The following is an 18,265-nucleotide window of genomic DNA, read 5'->3' on the forward strand; positions in this document are numbered from 1 at the left end:
CCGCCCAAAAAAACCGCAAAATCTGCAAACCCCCAAAAGCTAAATTGCCCCTACCAAGGAGCAACCCATTGAAACCCGCAACGCGATCCCTCTACGCCCAACGCCTGGACCCCGTCCTACGCTGGCTAGCCGCCAACCCAGACGCCCCGCCAGACCTGCACCACCTGGCCGACCTGGCCTGCCTATCCCCCTACCACTTCCACCGCGTCTACCGCGCCATGATGGGAGAAACGGTCAACGCCACCGTCCAGCGCATCCGCATGCACCGCGCGGCCGTGGCCCTGGCTGGCACGCAGACGGCACTACGGGACGTTGCGCAACGCGCCGGTTACGAATCCGACGCCGCGTTCAACCGCGCCTTCGGCGCTGTCTTCGGCATCTCGCCAGGTCGGTATCGCGCCGCCCGCTCCCAACCTTCCACCACCCAGGAGCCAGCCATGTACCCCGTTGTCATTGAAAACTTCCCCGGAATCGTCCTCGCCGTTCTGCCCCACCGCGGCAGCTACCAGGATATCGGCCCCGTCTTCTCAAGAGTCTTCATGCTCGCCATCGGCCGCGGCATCGCCACCCCCGACACCATCGGCTTCGGCATCTACTACGACGACCCCGAGCAAGTCCCGCAAAACCAGTTGCGATCGCTTGCCGGCATGCCCGTCGCGCCCGACGCCGACATCGGCCAGGAACTCGAACGCTTCGAAATCCCCGCCGGCCGCTGCGCCATCCTCACTTACACCGGCCCCTACAACGAAATGCGCAAGCCCTACGACTGGCTCTTTGCCGAATGGCTGCCATCCAGCGGCATGGCCCCCGCGGATTTCCCCATGTTCGAGCAATACCTGAACGACCCGCGCACCACCCCGCCCGCGCAATTGCAAACCCGCATCTGCCTGCCGCTTCAATAGCAGACAGCGCCTCCCGCTACCCGAGCACGCCTGCCAGATATTGCCGCAGCCAGGCGTGCGCCGGATCGTCCTGATAGCGCTCGTGCCAGTACAACGACACCGCAATGGGCGGCAACGTCAGTGGCACCTTCTGCGTCACGATGCGTGCGCTGCCCGACATCGCCTTCGCAATGCTCACCGGCATCGTCGCGATCAGGTCAGATCCCTCCACGATGAACGGACACACCAGGTAGCTGGACAGTGTCGCCACGATCTTGCGGCTGCGATTCTGGCCCATCAGGATGCGATCGATCGCCGTGCTGAAGTAGCGCGTGTGCGCGGCCAGATCCAGATGCCCGTAGCTCAGGTAGGCGTCCAGGTTCCAGCGCTTGCGCAAACACGGATGTCCTTCGCGCACGATGCACACCGCCGGCTCCTGGTACAGAAAGCGCGTGCGCAGATCCGGCGCCGGGTCCGGAAAGTAGCCCGCGATCAACTCCACATGATTGGTGTCCAGCATGCTCAGCCCGTGCTGCGGCCGCGCCGGCACGATCTGCAACTGGAAGTGCGGCGCGTCCACCGCAAGCCGCGGAATCAGCTTGGGCAGCAGCGTGTACTGCACATAATCGGTCGCATACAGCGACAGCGTGCGCGACGAATGCGCCGGGTCGAACGCCTCGCGGGTGCGCGTCGCACGGTGCCAGCCCTCCAATAGCGGCTTGAAATGCTGGTGTAGTTCCAGCGCCTGCAGCGTCGGCTGCCACGTGCCGCCCTCGCGCACCAGCAGCGGATCGCCGAACAACTGGCGCAGCCGGTTCATCGCCGCGCTCATGGCCGGCTGGCTGATGTTCATCGCCTCGGCCGCGCGCGACACATTGCGGCATGCCATCAGCGCATCGAAGTGCAGAAGCAGATTCAGGTCCGGATTCTTCATCGCCGCGCGTCCATAAATGGCATCTATACAAATATAAACCTGTAGGACTGCTGTCATCGCGGCGCCAGGCCTAGCATGACTTCGTTGTTGCAGCGAACCAAGGTCGGACACGCATGATCCGGCCATAAGGAAGTTCTATCAACAAGGGGAAACCAAGCCATGAAAACAGGGCTACTTCGCAGTTGCTGTCGCATTGCCGCAGGCGTCGCGCTCTTTGCCGCCGCCGGAACCGCCAGCGCCGCCTGGCCTGACAAGGTCATCCGCATCGTCGTGCCGTTCGCGGCCGGCGGCTCCACCGACCTGGTGGCGCGCAAGATCGCCGAAGGACTGAGCCAGCGCCTGGGCGTCAACGTCATCGTCGAAAACCGGCCCGGCGCGGGCGGCACCGTCGGCACCGAGTACGTCGCGCGCCAACCCGCCGACGGCTACACCATCCTGATGGGATCGGTCAGCACGCACGGCAGCGCGCCCTGCGTCTATTCCAAGCTGCCGTACGACGCGGTCAAGGACTTCACGCCGCTGACGGTCGTGGCCACGATCCCCAACGTCATGTCGGTGAAGCAGTCCGTTCCCGCCAACAACCTGCAGGAGTTTGTGGCCCTGCTGAAGAAGGAGCCCGAGAAGTATTCCTTCGCCTCCAACGGCCAAGGCACGTCCAACCACCTGGCCGCCGAACTCTTCAAGTCCACCGCCGGGGTGTCGATGGTGCATGTGCCTTACCGCGGCTCCGGCCCCGCGCTCATCGACCTGGTGGGCGGACAGATCAACATGATGATGGACGTCGTGATGACGTCGTACCCCTACATCAAGGACGGCAAGATCAAGGCGCTGGCGGTGACCTCGCCGCAGCGCTCGGCCATGTTGCCCGACGTGCCCACTGTCGCCGAGTCCGGCTACCCCGGCTACGAGGCCATGGTGTGGTTCGGCATGCTGGCGCCCGCCAACATGCCCGAACCCTTGCGCACCAAGCTGACCGACGGCCTGGTGCAGACCCTGCACGCGCCCGCCATGAAGACCTATCTCGAGCAGCAGGGCGCTCAGGTGTCGGACGTTGCAGGCCCGGCGTTCGGCTCGATGATCAAGGACGAAATCAGCAAGTGGTGCCAGGTGGTGAAGAAAGCCGGCATTCGTCTGGACTGACCCTAATTTTTTGGAAAGAACGATATGTATCGCATAGGGATAGACGTCGGAGGCACGTTTACCGATTTCACGATGATCGACGAGGACGCCGGCGTGGTGCACTTTCACAAGGTGCCCTCCACGCCGCACGATCCCTCCGAGGCCATCGCTACGGGCATCGGGCAGATGCTTGCGGATCATGGCGTCGCGCCTTCGCAGGTGTCGCACGTGGGCCATGGCACCACGGTGGCGACCAACCTCATCATCGAACGCAAGGGCGCGCGCGTCGGCCTGATCACCACGCGGGGCTTTCGCGACGTGCTGGAGATCGGCCGCCAGACGCGCCCGCACTTGTACGACTACAGCGTGGGCAAACCGCCCGTTGCGGTGCCGCGCGAATTTCGCGCCGAAGTCGACGAGCGCGTCAACGCGGCGGGCGAGGTCCTGACGGCGCTGGACGAAGCGCAGGTGCGCGATGCGGCGCGGCGCTTCGCCAAGGCCGGAATCGAGGCCGTCACGATCTGCTTCCTGCATGCTTACCGCAACCCTGCGCATGAGCGGCGCGCGGCCAGCATCGTCCAGGAAGAAATGCCGGATGCGTACATCAGCCAGTCGTCCGAGGTGCTGCCCGAGTTCCGCGAATACGAGCGCCTGTCCACCACCGTGCTCAATGCGGCGGTCGGGCCGAAGATGGCGCGCTACCTGGAGCGTTTTCTGAAGCGGGTGCGGGAACTGGATATCGGGCATGAGCCGCACACCATTCACTCCAATGGCGGCCTGATGTCGATCGCCACGGTGCGCCAGTATCCGGTGCGCACCTGCCTGTCCGGCCCCGCCGCCGGCGTGGTCGGCGCCGCGGCTGTGGGACGCGCCATCGGTAGCCTGAACCTCGTGACGTTCGACGTGGGCGGCACCAGCACGGACGTGTCGCTGGTGTGCGAAGGCAGGCCGCTCTTCACCTCGCACCGCCATGTCGCCGGCTATCCGGTCAAGACGCCGATGGTCGACATTCATGTCATCGGCGCGGGCGGCGGCAGCATTGCGTGGCTGGACGATGCCGGCGCGCTGAAGGTGGGGCCGCACAGCGCGGGCGCGGTGCCGGGCCCGGTGGGCTACGGCCGTGGCGGCCAGGAGCCCACCATCACCGACGCCGAAATCGCGTTGCAGCGGCTCAACCCCGTGGCGCTCTTGAACGGCCGCATGCCGGTGTATGCCGATGCGGCGCGCGAGGTCATCCGAGGCCGCGTCGCCGAACCGCTGGGCCTGTCCATGGAGGCGGCTGCCGAGGGCATCCTGCGCATCGCCGCCGCCAACATGAGCCGCGCGATCCGGGCGGTTTCCACCGAGCGGGGCTACGACCTGTCGCGCTTCGCGCTGTATGCCTACGGCGGCGCGGGTCCGCTGCACGCCGTGGAAGTGGCCGAGGAGTGCGGCATCCCCGTCGTCATCGTGCCGCAGGAACCCGGCACGATGTGCGCGCGCGGCATTTTGCTCAGCGACATCTCGTTCGATTTCGTGCAAAGCGAGATATCGCTCGCCAGTGAGGACACGTGGCCCGCCATCACCGCCATCTTTGAAGGCCTTGCCGCGCAGGCGCGCGACTGGCTCGCGTCCGAACGCGTCGATCCCGCGCTGCGCGTGTGCCACAGCGCGATCGACGCGCGCTACGAGGGGCAGAACTTCGAGGTGCAGGTCAGCCTGGACGACACGGGCCCGGGCGGCTACGCGCAATTCGCGCGGCGCTTTGCAGAGGCCCATGAGCGCGAATACGGCTACACGGTGGACGATCGCAAGGTGCAGATCATCAATTGCCGCATGCAGGCGGTCGGACAGGTGGTGAAGGCGCCGCTCGCGCCGCGCCATGTGGGCGGCACGCTGCAGGACGCGCGGCTGGGCGAGCGCAAGGCGTATTTCGGGCCGGCGCATGGCTGGCTGGAAACGCCCGTGTACGACCGCGACCGCGTGCCGACCGCCGCGCGCTTTCAGGGCCCGGCGCTGCTCGAGGAAATGAGCTCGACCACGGTGGTCGGCGTGGGCCACGAGGCCAGCGTCGACGAATTCGGCAACCTGATCATCCGTTTGCAAGGAGGCTCGCATGAACAAGCCTGATTCCATTGAACCGCGCGAGGCGGACAGCGCCTCGGTCCTGGCGGATCCGATCGGCATGGAGGTGTTCTGCAACCGCCTGCTGTCGATCACCGAAGACATGAACAACACGCTGGTGCGCGCCTCGTTCTCGACCAACATCAAGGAGCGCAAGGACTGCTCGGTGGCGCTCTTTGACGCGGCGGGGCGGCTGGTCGCGCAGGGCACGCAGATCCCGCTGCACCTCGGATCGCTGGACGGCGCCATGCGCGCCATCCTGCGCACGTTTGCCGAAGACCAGATCCGCGACGGCGACGTGTTCATCTGCAACGATCCGTACCTTGCCGACGGCAGCCACTTGCCCGACATCAACATCATCACGCCGGTGTTCTGGGAAGGCACGCTGCGATTTTTTGCCGCCAACATCGCGCACCACTCGGACGTGGGCGGCGCCGTGCCTGGCTCTATCGCCGGAGGGCTGAAGTCGATCTTCGAGGAGGGCATCCGCATCCCCGCCTGCCGCCTGGCTCGCGCGGGCGAGACCGACGAGGACCTGCTGCGTCTGATCTGCGCGAACACCCGCGATCCGGAAGAGCGCGTGCTTGACCTGCGCGTGCAGATGGCGACCAATCGCCGCGGCGCGGCCGCAGTGCAGGGGTTGATCCGCCAGATGGGGCTGCAGGCTGTGCTGCGCTCGGTGGACGACGTGATCGCCTACACGCGCAAACGCCTCTTGAACCGCATCGCCGAGCTGCGCCCCGGCAGCTACACCTTCCGCAGCGATCTTGACGACGACGGCATGGGCGGCGATCCGGTGCCCATCCAGGTGACGCTGACCGTTGGCGCGGACAATCTGCACTTCGACTTCGACGGATCGGGCAAGCAGGCGCGCGGGGCCATGAACCTGCCGTTCAATGCCCTGCGCGCCTGCGTCTACTACGCGGTGAAGGCGCTGCTGGACCCGGACCTGGCGCCCAATGCCGGGCTGTTCGATCCCATCACGCTGTCCGCGCCCGTGGGCACCATCACCAATCCCGAGCACCCCGCCGCGGTGGGCGCGCGGTCCATCACCGCGCAGAAAGTGGCCGGGGCGATCTTCGGTGCATTCCGGGGCCTGCTGCCGCCGGAAAAGACCATGGCTTCCAGCAACGACTGCTGCCCCGCCATCGTGTTCTCGGGCCGGTGGCGCGAGCGCGCGGGACACTTCGTGTACCTGGAAACGTTGGGCGGCGGCGCGGGGGCGCGCTTCGATGCGGACGGCATGGATGCAGTGCACGTGCACATGACCAATACATCGAACCTGCCGGTCGAAGCGCTGGAAAACGAGTATCCCCTGCTGATGGACGAGTACGCGATGATTCAGGACTCGGGCGGCGCGGGCCGCACGCGCGGCGGCATGGGCATCGCCAAGCAGATACGCGCGGTGGGACCAGGCATCGTGTTCTCGGCGCGCTCGGACAGCCACACGGTCGGCGTGGCCGCGGGCGTTGACGGCGGTGGCGATGGCCGCCGCGCGCGCCTGATCCGCAATTTCGGGACGCCGCAGGCCGAGGAACTTTTCTCCAAGACCGCCAACATCGCGCTTGCGGCCGGCGAAAGCGTGCGCATCGAAACGCCAGGGGCCGGCGGGTATGGCGCGCCGTCGGAGCGGCTGCGGGCGCGCGTGAAACAGGACCTGGCTGACGGCAAGATCAGCCCTCACGCGGCGCGCGCGGACTATGGGCTGTCCGTGTAGGCCGCGCCGCGCGTCAACTGACGTTCAGGGTCATCGAGTACTTCATCTTGTCGTGCGGAAACGTGGTGATGGTGGCCAGCAGCAGCACGCCGCCGTCGCCGTAGTACCGGCGGGTGATGACAAAGCCCGGCGTGCCGGTGTCGACTTGAAGTTGCCTGGCGATCGCCGCGCCGATGGGCGTGGCGGAGAACTCCTGGTTGACCTCGGTGATGCGGTCGCCGAAGTGGTCCTCGATCAGCCGCAGCAGCGAGATCCGCGACTTCACATCCACCAGCACGTCCGAATGCGCCGGGTTCGTGTAGATGAGCGTGCTGGCGGCCGGCACGTCGGGATCGTCCAGCGTCTTGATCGAGTTGATGTGCAGCCATTCTTGCCCGGCTTCGCAGCCCAGCGTTTCGGCAAGGCGCTTGGTCGACTTGACGGTGCGCACGTCCTGCACCAGCAGCGCCGCGTTGCGCGCGTACTGCAGCAAATCTGGAAACTGCGAGATGCGCTGCGTGAAACGGGTCGTCGCGCGGGCGGTTTCGACACGCGTGCCCACGCCCGGCCGGCGCGATACCACGCCAGCCACCGTCAGCATGCGGATTGCCTCGCGGATGGTGTGGCGGCTGGCGCCGAATTGTTCGCACAGTTCGTGCTCGGTGGGAAGCAGCGTCATGACGGGGTAGCGCCCGGAGCTGATGTCTTGCGAGAGCGACTGATAGATGCTCTTGTAGCGCGGGCCGCCCGCCACGTCTGCCGGGAGCGCCGCGCCGGGCCGGCCGCGCGCTTGCCGCTCGCCGCCGGGGCTGGCAGCGCGCTCGGAGGATCGGGTCATGAGGTTGGCTCCTTGATTGGTTTTATAGGGTTTGTCCGGACAATAACCGATTGACAAGGCAGTCATGCGGGATCCATTATTTGTCCGGACATTCATGTACGGACAAATTGTACGGCGGACATGAGGTCGCCGGGCAACAAATCAGTCGGTTCTTGCAGTTCTCTTCCAAAATTCGGGGGTTCTCATGAGCAAGGTATTTGCAGTGCTCGCGGCGGCGGCGGTAGCGGCCGGGCTGGGCGCAAACGCACAGGCGCAGCAGAAACTGGTGGTGGCCGGCTACGGCGGCTCGTTTGAAGACATCATGCGCAAGGACATCTTCCCGCCCTTCGCCAAGCAGCATGGCGTCGAGCTGGATTACGTGGCCGGCAACTCCACCAACACCGTGGCGCGCCTGCAGGCGCAAAAGAGCAACCAGCAGATCGACGTCGCCATCATCGATGACGGCCCCATGTACCAGGCCATTGCGCTGGGCTTTTGCGAACCCATCAAGAACCTGCCCGCCGACGACATCTACACCACCGCGCGCTACAAGGACGACAAGGCGGTTGCCATCGGCATCGTGGCCACGGGCATCATGTACAACAAGAAGGTCTTCGACGAGAAGAAATGGGCGCCGCCCACGTCCTGGAAGGACCTGAAGGATCCCAAGTACAAGAAGCAACTGGTCATTCCGCCGCTGAACAACACCTATGGCCTGCACACGCTGGTGGAATACGCCCGCGAAGGCGGCGGCGGCGAAAAGAAGATCGATCCCGGCTTCACCACGTTCAAGAACGAGGTCGGTCCCAATGTGCTGGTCTATGAGCCCTCGCCCGGCAAGATGACCGAGCTCTTCTCCAGCGGGCAGGCCACCATCGCGGTCTGGGGCAGCGGCCGCGTCAAGGCGTTTGCCGACACGGGCTTCCCCGTCGGATTCGTCTATCCGCAGGAAGGCGCCTACGCGCTGCTGTCTTCCGTGTGTCCGATCGCCAAACCCAATGCCAACCCGAAGGCACAGGCCTTTGTCGAATACCTGGTGTCGCCCGAGGTCCAGGAAAAGCTCGCTTCCGCGTACGGCTATGGTCCGGTCAACAAGAAGGCCAAGGTCACGGACGATCCCCGTGTGCCGCTGCCCATCGGCAAGCGCGCCGCCGATCTCATCGTGATCGACTGGGACACGGTCAACCAGAACCGGGACGACTGGAACAAGCGCTGGACGCGGGAAATCGAGCGCTGACGCGTGTGCATACGGGCGGCGCCACTGCCGCCCACCGGGAGCATTCATGACCTATCTTGTGCTTGACCGCCTGAGCAAGCGCTACGGCGATACCACCGCCGTCGAAAACCTCAGCCTGTCGGTAAACAAAGGCGAATTCATCTCGCTGCTGGGGCCGTCCGGCTGCGGCAAGACCACCACGCTGCAGATGATCGCCGGCTTCGTCGAACCGTCCGGCGGCAGCATCGTGCTGAACGGCAAGGACGTCAGCAAGGTGCCCGCCAACAAGCGCGGGCTGGGCATGGTGTTCCAGAACTACGCGCTTTTTCCGCACATGACCGCGGCCGAGAATGTGTCGTTCGGCCTGGAGATGCAGCGCGTGAAAAAGGACGAGCGCCAGGCCCGCGTGGCCGACGCGCTCAAGCTCGTGGGCCTGTCGCATCTGGCCGACCGGCACCCGGCGCGCATGTCCGGCGGCCAGCAGCAGCGTGTGGCGCTGGCGCGTGCGCTGGTCATCCGGCCCAGCGTGCTGCTGCTGGACGAACCGCTCTCCAACCTGGATGCCAAGCTGCGCGAAGAGATGCAACTGGAATTGCGCAGCATCCAGCGCACGGTCGGCACCACCACCATTCTCGTCACGCACGATCAGTCCGAGGCGCTGGCGCTGTCGGACCGCATCGTGGTGATGAACCAGGGTCGCGTCGAACAGGTGGCCGAACCCTTTGCCGCGTACGAAGGGCCCGCCAGCCATTTCGTGGGCGGTTTCCTGGGCAAGGCCAACGTGTTCACGCCGCAGGCCGAGCAGTACGAGGGCGAAACCCGCGCGCGCATCGGCGAAGCCCACATTGGTCTGGCGGGCGCACCGGTGCCGCAGGGCGCGGTGATCGTGCGGCCCGAGAAGATCCTGTTTTCCGAGCCCGCGGCCTGTGCGTTGCCCGGCCGCATGAAGACGCGCGTCTTCCAGGGCAATCATTGGTTGTGCCAGGTGGAAACGTCGGTCGGTGAAGTGATGGTGATCCGGCAGAACGACGGCGTGCCGGTGCCCGCCGAAGGCGAGACCGTGCATCTGCGCTGGCGCGCGCAGGACATGTGCGCCGTCGATCCGGCGGCCGCGCCGCAAGGTAACGCGTCATGAGCGCGCGCACCAATCCGTGGGTGCTGAGCGCCCCGGCGCTGGTGGTGTATGCCACGTTCCTCGTGGTGCCGATGGCGCTGGTGTTTCTGATCAGCTTCTTCGACTTCCAGTTCTACGGCGGCATCGAGGCCACCTTTACCTGGAAGAACTACATCGAGATCTTCTCGGACGGCTACTACTACGAGATCTACGCGCGCACGTTTGGCGTGGCCGCGGCCGTGACCGTGGCGTGTTTGGTGCTGGGCACGGCCGAAGCCTACGTGCTGTCGCGCATGGCCAATCCGTGGAAGGGCCTTTTTCTGATGGTGGTGCTGGGCCCGCTGCTGATTTCGGTCGTGGTGCGCACGCTGGGCTGGGCGTTGCTGTTCGGGTCTACCGGCCTCATCAACAAGGCGCTGATGGGCATCGGCCTGATCTCCACGCCCATCGACCTCATGTACAGCAACCTGGGCGTGGGCATTGCGCTGACGCATGTGCTGGTGCCCTTCATGGTGATCTCGGTGTGGGCATCCTTGCAGCGGATCAACCCCGCTACCGAGGCGGCCGCGCTGTCGCTGGGCGCCAGCCAGTTCACCGTCATCCGGCGTGTGATCGTGCCGCAGGTGATGCCCGGCATCCTCTCGGGCGCGATCATGGTGTTTGCGATGGCGGCGAGCTCCTTCGCCACGCCCGCCATCATCGGCGGACGGCGCTTGAAGAACGTGGCCACCGCCGCCTATGACGAGTTCCTGAATACCTTGAACTGGCCGCTGGGCGCGGCGCTGGCTGTGGTGCTGCTGGTGGCGACCGTGGTGGTGCTGCTGTCGGCCAACCGCATCATCGAACGCCGCTACGGCGCCGTGTTCAACCAGGCCGGAGGCTGACATGCAATTTCGCAACGGCCCCCTCGGCCTCGTCTTCCACACGCTGTTCATCCTGTTCATCCTGGCGCCCATCGTCATGGTGTGCGCGGTGGCGTTCACGTCCGAAGGCTTTATTTCGCTGCCCTCGGGCGGGCTGTCGCTGCGCTGGTTCCGCGCCATCCTGGACAACCCGCGCTTTGTCGACGCGTTCTGGTTCAGCCTGGGCCTGGGCACGCTGTCGGCCACGCTGGCCATCGGACTGGCCGTGCCCAGCGCATTGGCGATCGCGCGCAACCGCTTCACGGGCCGCGAAGCGCTGGTGGCGTTCTTCCTGTCGCCTCTGATGATTCCGCACGTGGTGCTAGGCCTGGCGTTCCTGAAGTTCTTCACGACCGTGGACCTGGCCGGCACGTACTTCGGCCTGGTCGTGGCGCACGTGATTCTGGTCATGCCGTATGCGCTGCGGCTGGTGCTGGCCTCGGCAACGGGCATCGATCCGGCGCTGGAGCGCGCGGCGCAATCGCTGGGCGCCTCCAACTGGACGGCATTTCGGCGCGTGGTGCTGCCGCTCTTGCTGCCGGGCGTGGTCAGCGGCTGGGTGATCGCGTTCATCACCAGCTTCGATGAGCTGACGATGTCGATCTTCATCGCCTCGCCGTCCACCACGACGCTGCCGGTGCGCATCTTCCTGCATATCGAAGACACCATCGATCCGCTGGTGACGGCTGTGTCGGCGGTGCTGATCTACGTGACGATCATTGCCATATTCATCCTGGACCGCGCGGTCGGCCTGGAGAAGCTGTTTGTAGGAAAGGGACGCTGATGACGGAAGAGAAAGAACTGGCGCCGCGCGCGCCCGTGCACCGCGGCATCTACGATGCAGCGGTGATCGGGGGCGGTCTGGTCGGATCGGCGGTGGCCTACGGGCTGCGCCGCGAACTGGACCACGTGGCCGTGCTGGACGAAGGCGACGTGGCCTACCGGGCCTCGCGCGGAAACTTTGGTCTGGTGTGGGTGCAGAGCAAGGGCATGGGCCTGCCACGCTACGGCGTGTGGACGATGACGTCGGCCACCGGCTGGCCCCGGCTTGCCGCCCTGCTGCAGGAAGAGACCGGGGTCGACGTGCACCTGGAGCAGCGCGGCGGCCTGCACGCGCTCCTGAGCGACGAAGAGGTCGAGGCGCGCACGCGTTTCATGAACACGCTGCTGGCGCAGCCGGGCATGGCGCAGTACGAATGGAAGATGCTGGATCGCGCCGAGGTCGCGGACCTGGTGCCGGGCATCGGACCCGACGTACGCGGCGCGACGTGGACGCCGGTGGACGGCATCGCCAACCCGCTCAAGCTGCTGCGCGCGCTGCACATGAGTTTTGCACAGCGGGTTGTGGATTACCTGCCGCAGCGGCCGGCGCAGAGCATCCGCCTGCGTGACGGCGTGTTTGAAATCGCCACGCCCGGCGGCACGGTGCGCGCGCACAAGGTGGTGCTGGCCTCGGGGCTGTCCAACAAGCAGCTTGGCGAGCAAGTCGGTCTTGACGTTCCGGTGCGGCCGCAGCGCGGCCAGATCGTCGTGCTGGAGCGCACGCGCCGCATGCTGGAGACGCCGTTGTCCACACTGCGCCAGACCGACGAAGGCACGTGGCTCATCGGCGATTCGCAGGAAGAGGCCGGCTATGTGGACAACCTGGTTGGCCTGCCGATCCTGGGCACGCTTGCCGACCGCGCCGTGCGCACGCTGCCCGCGCTGCGGGACGTGCGCGTGGTCCGCAGCTGGGCGGCGCTGCGCGTCATGTCCAAGGACGGCTTTCCGATCTATCAGCAATCCGAAACGTGCCCGGGGGCCTTCGTCGCCACCTGTCACAGCGGCGTGACGCTCGCCGCCGCGCACGCGCTCAACTTGGCGCCCATGATCGCCGCCGGCAAGCTGGCCGACGACATGGCGCCCTTCTCGACCCGGAGGTTTCATGTTCAAGCGGCTTGACGAGGCGCAGCGGCAGGCGCAGGGCGCGCCGGTGCGGGTAACGGTCAATGGCGCCGAAATGCTGTGCCGCCAGGGCGACAGCGTGGCGGCGGCGCTCTTTGCGGGCGGCGTGCAGGCCTGCCGCGACACGGCCGTCAACGAGGTGCCACGTGGCCCCTACTGCATGATGGGCGTGTGCTACGACTGCCTGGTCACCATCGACGGACAAGCGAACCAGCAGGGCTGCATGACGCCCGTGCGGGAAGGAATGAAGATCGAGCGCCAGTTGGGCGCGCGCAAGGTGCAGGCATGATCGACACGATGCAATGCGATTTGCTGGTGGTGGGCGCCGGCCCGGCCGGTTTGGCGGCCGCGACGCTGGCCGCGAACCTGGGCGTGGACACCATGCTGCTCGATGAGCAGCCCGCGCCTGGCGGCCAGATCTACCGCGCCATTACCACCACCCCGGTTACCAACCGCGGCATCCTGGGTGAAGACTACTGGCACGGCGCGACGCTGGTGCCGCCGTTCCAGCAGTCGGGCGCGCGCTACGTGCCGGGGGCGACCGTCTGGGCCGTGGCGCAGCGTACCGCGCCCGAGCCGGCCGACGGTTTCGAGGTCGCGTACTCGGTGGCGGGCGAGGCGCGCATCGTGCACGCGCGCCGCCTGCTGCTGGCCACCGGCGCGCAGGAGCGGCCCTTCCCGATTCCGGGCTGGACGCTGCCGGGCGTCATCACCGCGGGCGCAGCGCAGATCCTCTTGAAATCATCCGGCGTCGTGCCGTCCGATCGCACCGTGCTGGCCGGTTGCGGGCCGCTGCTGTACCTGGTGGCCTGGCAATACCTGAATGCGGGCGTGAAGGTCGACGCGCTGCTGGAAACCACGCCGCCGGGACGCATGGGACAGGCGCTGCCCAAGGTCTGGGGCTTTCTGCGCTCGCCGTATCTGGGCAAGGGACTGAAACTGCTGCGCGCGGTCAAGGCCGCCGTGCCCATCGTCAAGGGCGTGACGGCGCTGGAAGCGCTGGGCGACGGCAAGCTGCAAAGCGTGCGTTACACGGCTGGCGGCGTCACCAAGACGTTGCCCGCCGATCAGCTGATGCTGCACCAGGGCGTGGTGCCCAACGTGAACCTGTCGCGCGCGGTGGGCGTGGCGCATCGCTGGAACGACGCGCTGGACTGTTGGGAGCCTGAAGTCGACGAATGGGGCACGACGGGGGTGGACGGCGTCGGCATGGCGGGTGACGGCGCGGGCATCGCCGGGGCGCTGGCCGCCGAGCATCGCGGCCGGCTGGCCGCGCTGCAGGCCGCGCATCTGCTGGGCCGCATCGATGCGGAGAAGCGCGACAGCGAAGCGGCCGCGCCGCGCGCGGCGCTGGCGCAGGCCGTGCGCGGCCGCGAATTCTTCGACACGCTCTACAAGGCGCCGGAGGCGTTCCGGCGGCCCACGGGCGACACCATCGTGTGCCGCTGCGAGGAAGTGACCGCCGCGCAGGTGCGCGAGACCGTCAAGCTGGGGTGCAGCGGGCCGAACCAGATGAAGGCCTTCCTGCGCTGCGGCATGGGTCCGTGCCAGGGCCGCTTCTGCGGCCTGACGGTGTCGGAAATCATTGCCGAGGAACGCGGCGTGCCGACAGAGGAAGTGGGCTATTACCGGCTGCGCTTTCCGACCAAGCCGCTCACGCTGGGCGAACTGGCCTCGCTGCCCCAGACCGACGATTCGCGCCAGGCCGTCGTCCGCCTGAAGAAATGACGGGTGGACACCATGACCGTTCACCCGCGGGCGGCTGAAGTCATCATCATCGGCGGCGGGCTGCACGGCAGCTCGGCCGCGCTGCATCTGGCGCGCGCCGGCGTGCGCGCGCTGGTCATCGAAAAGAACTACGTGGGGCGTCACGCTTCCGGCGTCAATGCGGGCGGCGTGCGCACGCTGTCGCGCCATCTGGCCGAAGTGCCGCTGGCGCTGGCCTCGCGCGAGATCTGGTATCGCATCGGCGAACTGGTGGATGACGATTGCGGCTTTGAGCAGCACGGGCAGGTGCGCGTCGCCGAGAACGCGGCGGATGCCGAAACGCTGCGCGCGCGGCTCAAGACCATGACCGATCACGGCTACACCCACGAGCAGTGGATAACGCGTGAAGACCTGCTGGATCTGATTCCCGCCATCGCGCCCACCGTGCAGGGCGGCCTGATCGCGCGCGAAGACGCGGCGGCCGATCCCTACCGCACCACCCTCGCCTTTCGCATGAAGGCCGCCAGCCTGGGCGCGCGCTTTCTGGAAGGCGTGCGCGTGCAAAGCGTGGCGCGGCAGGACGGGCAATGGCGCGTGCAGACGGATGACGGCGTGTACACCGCGCCGCAGGTGCTGAACTGCGCCGGCGCGTGGGCGGATCGCATCGCCGCGCAATGGGGCGAGCCGGTGCCGCTGCTACCCATCAGTCCGATGATGCTCGTCACGCTGCGCATGGATCACTTTCTGGATCCCGTGGTGCTGGGCACGGGCCGTGCGCTGTCGTTCAAGCAGCGCACCAATGGCACCGTGCTGATCGGCGGGGGCCGGCGTGCCTGGGTGGACCGGGATGCCGAATGGACCGAACTGGATTTCCGCTCGCTGGCCGAGGGCGCGCGCACGGTGGTTGACCTTTTCCCGCACATGCGCGACGCCATCGTGAACCGCGGCTGGGCGGGCATCGAGGCGGCCATGCCCGACGAGATACCCGTGATCGGGCGCAGCAGCCGGCATGAGACCGCCTTTCACGCCTTCGGATTTTCGGCGCACGGCTTCGAGCTGGGGCCCATCGTGGGCCGCATCATGGCCGACCTGATCACGACCGGCGCGACGGACCTGCCGATCGCGCCATTCCGGATTGAACGTTTTTCGGATGCCGGCATGGCATCCGCCCCATCGACCAAGGAGCAAGACGAATGAACGATATCGTGCGCAGGGAAACCAACGAGCGCCTGTCCCGCATCGTGATTCACGGCGACACCGTCTATATCGCGGGGGTGACTTCGACCGCGGAGGGCGGCATCGAGGCCCAGACGCGCGACGTGCTGGCCAAGATCGACGGCTATCTGAAGCAGGCGAACACCGACAAGTCGCAGCTGCTGTCCGTGCAGATCTGGCTCAAGGACATCGCGCGCGACTTTGCCGGCATGAACGCCGTGTGGGCCGAGTGGGCGTTGCCGAAAGCGATGCCCACCCGCGCCACCTGCGAGGCCAAGCTGGCCTCGCCCGACATGCTGGTGGAGATTATCGTGACGGCCGCGGCGCAGCCCGCTTACGTCAGCGGGCCGACGTCTGAAAGCTGACTTCGCCGGGGCGGCCCGGCAGGTGCAGCGTGGCGGTGGCCGGCGGCGTGGTTGCCACCACCTTGCCCGCGCGCAGCACCATCAGGCGCGTGGCGCGCAGGCGCAATGCCTCGACCGCGTCGCGCGCCTGCAGCAGCACCAGGTCGGCGCGCTTGCCGACCGCCAGGCCCGTCTCGTCCAGGCCCAGGATCTTGGCGGGCGTGGTCGTCACCGCTTCAAAACAGGCGCGCATCGCGTCCTGCCCCGTCATCTGGCCCACGTGCAGCCCCATGTGCGCGACTTCCAGCATGTCGCCTGAACCCAGGCTGTACCACGGGTCCATCACGCAGTCGTGGCCGAAGGCGACCGGCACGCCGGCCGCCATCAGCTCGGGCACGCGCGTCATGCCGCGGCGCTTCGGATACGTGTCGTGGCGGCCCTGCAGCGTGATGTTGATGAGCGGATTGGCAATCGCGGACACGCCGGCTTCGCGGATCAGCGGGATCAGCTTGGACACGTAGTAGTTGTCCATCGAGTGCATGGAGGTCAGGTGCGACCCCGTCACGCGGCCGGAGAGGCCCAGGCGCTGCGTGTGATAGGCCAGCGTCTCGATATGGCGCGACAGGGGATCGTCGCTTTCGTCGCAGTGCATGTCCACGCGCAGGCCGCGTTCGGCCGCCAGTTCGCAAAGGATGCGCACGGATTCGGCGCCGTCCTGCATGGTGCGCTCGAAGTGCGGAATGCCGCCCACCACGTCCACGCCCATGTTCAGCGCGCGCTTCAGGTTGTCCAGCGCCCCGGGCGCGCGCAGCACGCCGTCCTGCGGGAAGGCGACCAGTTGCAGGTCCAGGTAGGGTTTGACCTTTTCGCGCACGTGCAGCAGCGCTTCCGTTGCCAAAAGGCGGGGGTCGCAGACATCCACGTGCGAGCGGATGGCCAGCAGCCCGCGCGCCACGGCCCAGTCGCAATAGGCCAGCGCGCGTTCGACCAGCGCTTCCTGCGTGAGCAGCGGCTTGAGCTCGCCCCACAGCGCGATGCCTTCGAGCAGCGTGCCCGACTGGTTCACGCGCGGCAGGCCAAAGGACAGCGTGGAGTCCATGTGGAAATGCGCGTCGACGAAGGGCGAGCTCACCAGTTGACCGGCGGCGTCCACCGTCTGCGCGGCCTCGGCCTTCAGGGCCGGTTCCAGCGCGGCGATGCGGCCATCGGCCACGCCGATGTCGATGTTGGTGCGGCCGTCGGGCAGCGTGCAGTGCTTAAGAATCAGGTCAAGCATGCGTGTTCCTTGCGAAGAATGTCAGTGGCGTCATGTCGTCCCGTCACCGTTCGCCCTTGCGGTAGGGCTTCATCAAGGCCTGCGGGTAGGCGGCGCGGCGCGCCATGAATACCAGGGCCAGGATGGACAGGATGTAGGGCAGCATCAGATACACCTGATACGGCAGTTCGGGCATGCCCGGCAGCGCCGCGCCGCCTTGTTGCAGGCGCAGTTGCAGCGCGTCGAAGAACGCGAAGATCAGCGCGCCCAGGAGCGCCTTGCCGGGCCGCCACGACGCAAACACCACCAGCGCCACGCAGACCCAGCCGCGGCCGTTGACCATGTTGAAGAAGAACGCGTTGAACGCGGCCAGCGTCAGGAAGCTGCCCGCCACGCCCATCAGCGCCGATCCCGCCACGATAGCGCCGATGCGCAGGCGCGTCACCGACAGGCCCTGGCCTTCGGCGGCGGCGGGGTTCTCGCCCACCATGCGCACGGCCAGCCCCACCGGCGTGCGGTTCAGCACCCAGGCCAGGATCGGCACGGCGGCCAGCGCGATCAGCGTCATGGGCGTTTGTCCGGCCAGCACGGGGCCGATCAGCGGAATCCCGTCCAGGAACTTCATTTCGGCAAATGGGGTGATCGTCGGCGGTGCGGACACGCTGGGGAACGTGACGCGGTAGGCAAAGTAACTGAGGCTGGTGGCCAGCAGCGTCACGCCCAGGCCCGAGACGTGCTGCGACAGGCCCAGCGGCACCGTCAGCACGGCGTGCAGCAGGCCGAACACGGCGCCGGCCAGCGCGGCGGCCAGCACGCCCACGTACAGCGGCGCGCCCAGGTAAACGACCAGCCAGCCGGTGAAGGCGCCGGCCACCATGATGCCCTCGATGCCCAGGTTCAAGACGCCGGCGCGCTCGCACAGCAGCACGCCCAGCGTGCCCAGAATCAGCGGCGTGGCCAGGCGCAGCACGGCCACCCAGAACGCCGAGGAACTCATCAGATCCATCCATTCCATGGC

The 18,265-nt window shown here is 66.9% G+C and carries 17 protein-coding genes; 13 read left to right on the top strand and 4 right to left on the bottom strand.

From position 1 onward, the window contains the following. The first annotated feature begins 68 nt into the window (after positions 1–68). Positions 69–902, top strand: coding sequence for an AraC family transcriptional regulator (locus tag HV786_RS12360; protein ID WP_128829688.1), 834 nt, complete (start codon positions 69–71; stop codon positions 900–902). 16 nt (positions 903–918) lie between these two features. Here the strand turns inward: HV786_RS12360 and HV786_RS12365 are convergent, their stop codons facing one another. Beyond that, on the bottom strand, positions 919–1,815 hold the full coding sequence (locus HV786_RS12365; protein WP_175210982.1) for a LysR family transcriptional regulator: 897 nt from the start codon (positions 1,813–1,815) through the stop codon (positions 919–921). A gap of 159 nt (positions 1,816–1,974) precedes the next feature. Here HV786_RS12365 and HV786_RS12370 point away from each other — a divergent pair, with 159 nt between their 5' ends. Genes HV786_RS12370 through HV786_RS12380 form a run of 3 tightly spaced genes read left to right on the top strand, consistent with a single transcriptional unit; the run spans position 1,975 to position 6,754 of the window. Next, entirely contained in the window at positions 1,975–2,955 is a 981-nt protein-coding gene (locus HV786_RS12370) for a Bug family tripartite tricarboxylate transporter substrate binding protein (RefSeq protein ID WP_128829689.1), read from the top strand. A gap of 24 nt (positions 2,956–2,979) precedes the next feature. Then, positions 2,980–5,043 (top strand): hydantoinase/oxoprolinase family protein, encoded by a 2,064-nt coding sequence (locus HV786_RS12375; RefSeq protein ID WP_175210984.1) that lies wholly within the window; start codon positions 2,980–2,982, stop codon positions 5,041–5,043. After that, positions 5,030–6,754, top strand: coding sequence for a hydantoinase B/oxoprolinase family protein (locus HV786_RS12380; RefSeq protein ID WP_128829690.1), 1,725 nt, complete (start codon positions 5,030–5,032; stop codon positions 6,752–6,754). The genes HV786_RS12375 and HV786_RS12380 overlap by 14 nt, the downstream gene beginning before the upstream one ends. Positions 6,755–6,767: 13 nt before the next feature. Here the strand turns inward: HV786_RS12380 and HV786_RS12385 are convergent, their stop codons facing one another. Then, entirely contained in the window at positions 6,768–7,571 is an 804-nt protein-coding gene (locus tag HV786_RS12385) for a GntR family transcriptional regulator (protein WP_175210986.1), read from the bottom strand. 184 nt (positions 7,572–7,755) lie between these two features. Between HV786_RS12385 and HV786_RS12390 the strand changes: the two genes are divergently transcribed. Genes HV786_RS12390 through HV786_RS12430 form a run of 9 tightly spaced genes read left to right on the top strand, consistent with a single transcriptional unit; the run spans position 7,756 to position 16,013 of the window. Further along, complete coding sequence (locus HV786_RS12390) at positions 7,756–8,787, top strand: ABC transporter substrate-binding protein (RefSeq protein ID WP_128829691.1); 1,032 nt, start codon at positions 7,756–7,758, stop codon at positions 8,785–8,787. Between the two features lie 46 nt (positions 8,788–8,833). Then, on the top strand, positions 8,834–9,901 hold the full coding sequence (locus HV786_RS12395) for an ABC transporter ATP-binding protein (RefSeq protein ID WP_063953571.1): 1,068 nt from the start codon (positions 8,834–8,836) through the stop codon (positions 9,899–9,901). Beyond that, the gene (locus HV786_RS12400; protein ID WP_056327672.1) at positions 9,898–10,764 is read left to right on the top strand and encodes an ABC transporter permease; all 867 of its coding nucleotides are present in this window, start codon (positions 9,898–9,900) and stop codon (positions 10,762–10,764) included. Before HV786_RS12395 ends, HV786_RS12400 begins: the two co-directional genes overlap by 4 nt. A gap of 1 nt (position 10,765) precedes the next feature. Next, a complete protein-coding gene (locus HV786_RS12405; protein ID WP_128829692.1) occupies positions 10,766–11,566 on the top strand; it encodes an ABC transporter permease in 801 nt (266 codons plus the stop codon). After that, positions 11,566–12,723, top strand: coding sequence for an NAD(P)/FAD-dependent oxidoreductase (locus HV786_RS12410; RefSeq protein WP_175210988.1), 1,158 nt, complete (start codon positions 11,566–11,568; stop codon positions 12,721–12,723). The genes HV786_RS12405 and HV786_RS12410 overlap by 1 nt, the downstream gene beginning before the upstream one ends. Continuing rightward, on the top strand, positions 12,707–13,015 hold the full coding sequence (locus tag HV786_RS12415; protein WP_056327675.1) for a (2Fe-2S)-binding protein: 309 nt from the start codon (positions 12,707–12,709) through the stop codon (positions 13,013–13,015). The genes HV786_RS12410 and HV786_RS12415 overlap by 17 nt, the downstream gene beginning before the upstream one ends. Further along, positions 13,012–14,454, top strand: coding sequence for an FAD/NAD(P)-dependent oxidoreductase (locus HV786_RS12420; protein WP_175210990.1), 1,443 nt, complete (start codon positions 13,012–13,014; stop codon positions 14,452–14,454). Before HV786_RS12415 ends, HV786_RS12420 begins: the two co-directional genes overlap by 4 nt. 12 nt (positions 14,455–14,466) lie before the next feature. Beyond that, positions 14,467–15,630: an NAD(P)/FAD-dependent oxidoreductase gene (locus HV786_RS12425; RefSeq protein ID WP_128829693.1), complete on the top strand. Its 1,164-nt coding sequence runs from the start codon at positions 14,467–14,469 to the stop codon at positions 15,628–15,630. Beyond that, positions 15,627–16,013 (top strand): RidA family protein, encoded by a 387-nt coding sequence (locus HV786_RS12430; protein WP_128829694.1) that lies wholly within the window; start codon positions 15,627–15,629, stop codon positions 16,011–16,013. Before HV786_RS12425 ends, HV786_RS12430 begins: the two co-directional genes overlap by 4 nt. Here HV786_RS12430 and HV786_RS12435 read toward each other — a convergent pair. Together HV786_RS12435 and HV786_RS12440 are read right to left on the bottom strand one after the other, a co-directional pair. Beyond that, on the bottom strand, positions 15,988–17,268 hold the full coding sequence (locus tag HV786_RS12435) for an amidohydrolase family protein (RefSeq protein WP_175210992.1): 1,281 nt from the start codon (positions 17,266–17,268) through the stop codon (positions 15,988–15,990). The genes HV786_RS12430 and HV786_RS12435 overlap by 26 nt on opposite strands. A gap of 43 nt (positions 17,269–17,311) precedes the next feature. Continuing rightward, the gene (locus HV786_RS12440) at positions 17,312–18,262 is read right to left on the bottom strand and encodes an ABC transporter permease (RefSeq protein ID WP_128829695.1); all 951 of its coding nucleotides are present in this window, start codon (positions 18,260–18,262) and stop codon (positions 17,312–17,314) included. Positions 18,263–18,265: the final 3 nt, after the last annotated feature.

Source organism: Achromobacter mucicolens (assembly GCF_902859725.1).
In the GTDB taxonomy this organism is placed as follows: domain Bacteria; phylum Pseudomonadota; class Gammaproteobacteria; order Burkholderiales; family Burkholderiaceae_B; genus Achromobacter; species Achromobacter mucicolens.

Excerpts from the sequence above, each read along its gene's own strand:
- HV786_RS12425 (WP_128829693.1), top strand. The coding sequence starts at position 14,467 with ATGACCGTTCACCCGCGGGCGGCTGAAGTCATCATCATCGGCGGCGGG.
- HV786_RS12430 (WP_128829694.1), top strand. The coding sequence starts at position 15,627 with ATGAACGATATCGTGCGCAGGGAAACCAACGAGCGCCTGTCCCGCATC.
- HV786_RS12420 (WP_175210990.1), top strand. The coding sequence starts at position 13,012 with ATGATCGACACGATGCAATGCGATTTGCTGGTGGTGGGCGCCGGCCCG.
- HV786_RS12440 (WP_128829695.1), bottom strand. The coding sequence starts at position 18,262 with ATGGAATGGATGGATCTGATGAGTTCCTCGGCGTTCTGGGTGGCCGTG.
- HV786_RS12380 (WP_128829690.1), top strand. The coding sequence starts at position 5,030 with ATGAACAAGCCTGATTCCATTGAACCGCGCGAGGCGGACAGCGCCTCG.
- HV786_RS12370 (WP_128829689.1), top strand. The coding sequence starts at position 1,975 with ATGAAAACAGGGCTACTTCGCAGTTGCTGTCGCATTGCCGCAGGCGTC.
- HV786_RS12385 (WP_175210986.1), bottom strand. The coding sequence starts at position 7,571 with ATGACCCGATCCTCCGAGCGCGCTGCCAGCCCCGGCGGCGAGCGGCAA.
- HV786_RS12400 (WP_056327672.1), top strand. The coding sequence starts at position 9,898 with ATGAGCGCGCGCACCAATCCGTGGGTGCTGAGCGCCCCGGCGCTGGTG.
- HV786_RS12375 (WP_175210984.1), top strand. The coding sequence starts at position 2,980 with ATGTATCGCATAGGGATAGACGTCGGAGGCACGTTTACCGATTTCACG.
- HV786_RS12395 (WP_063953571.1), top strand. The coding sequence starts at position 8,834 with ATGACCTATCTTGTGCTTGACCGCCTGAGCAAGCGCTACGGCGATACC.
- HV786_RS12435 (WP_175210992.1), bottom strand. The coding sequence starts at position 17,268 with ATGCTTGACCTGATTCTTAAGCACTGCACGCTGCCCGACGGCCGCACC.
- HV786_RS12405 (WP_128829692.1), top strand. The coding sequence starts at position 10,766 with ATGCAATTTCGCAACGGCCCCCTCGGCCTCGTCTTCCACACGCTGTTC.
- HV786_RS12365 (WP_175210982.1), bottom strand. The coding sequence starts at position 1,815 with ATGAAGAATCCGGACCTGAATCTGCTTCTGCACTTCGATGCGCTGATG.
- HV786_RS12410 (WP_175210988.1), top strand. The coding sequence starts at position 11,566 with ATGACGGAAGAGAAAGAACTGGCGCCGCGCGCGCCCGTGCACCGCGGC.
- HV786_RS12390 (WP_128829691.1), top strand. The coding sequence starts at position 7,756 with ATGAGCAAGGTATTTGCAGTGCTCGCGGCGGCGGCGGTAGCGGCCGGG.
- HV786_RS12415 (WP_056327675.1), top strand. The coding sequence starts at position 12,707 with ATGTTCAAGCGGCTTGACGAGGCGCAGCGGCAGGCGCAGGGCGCGCCG.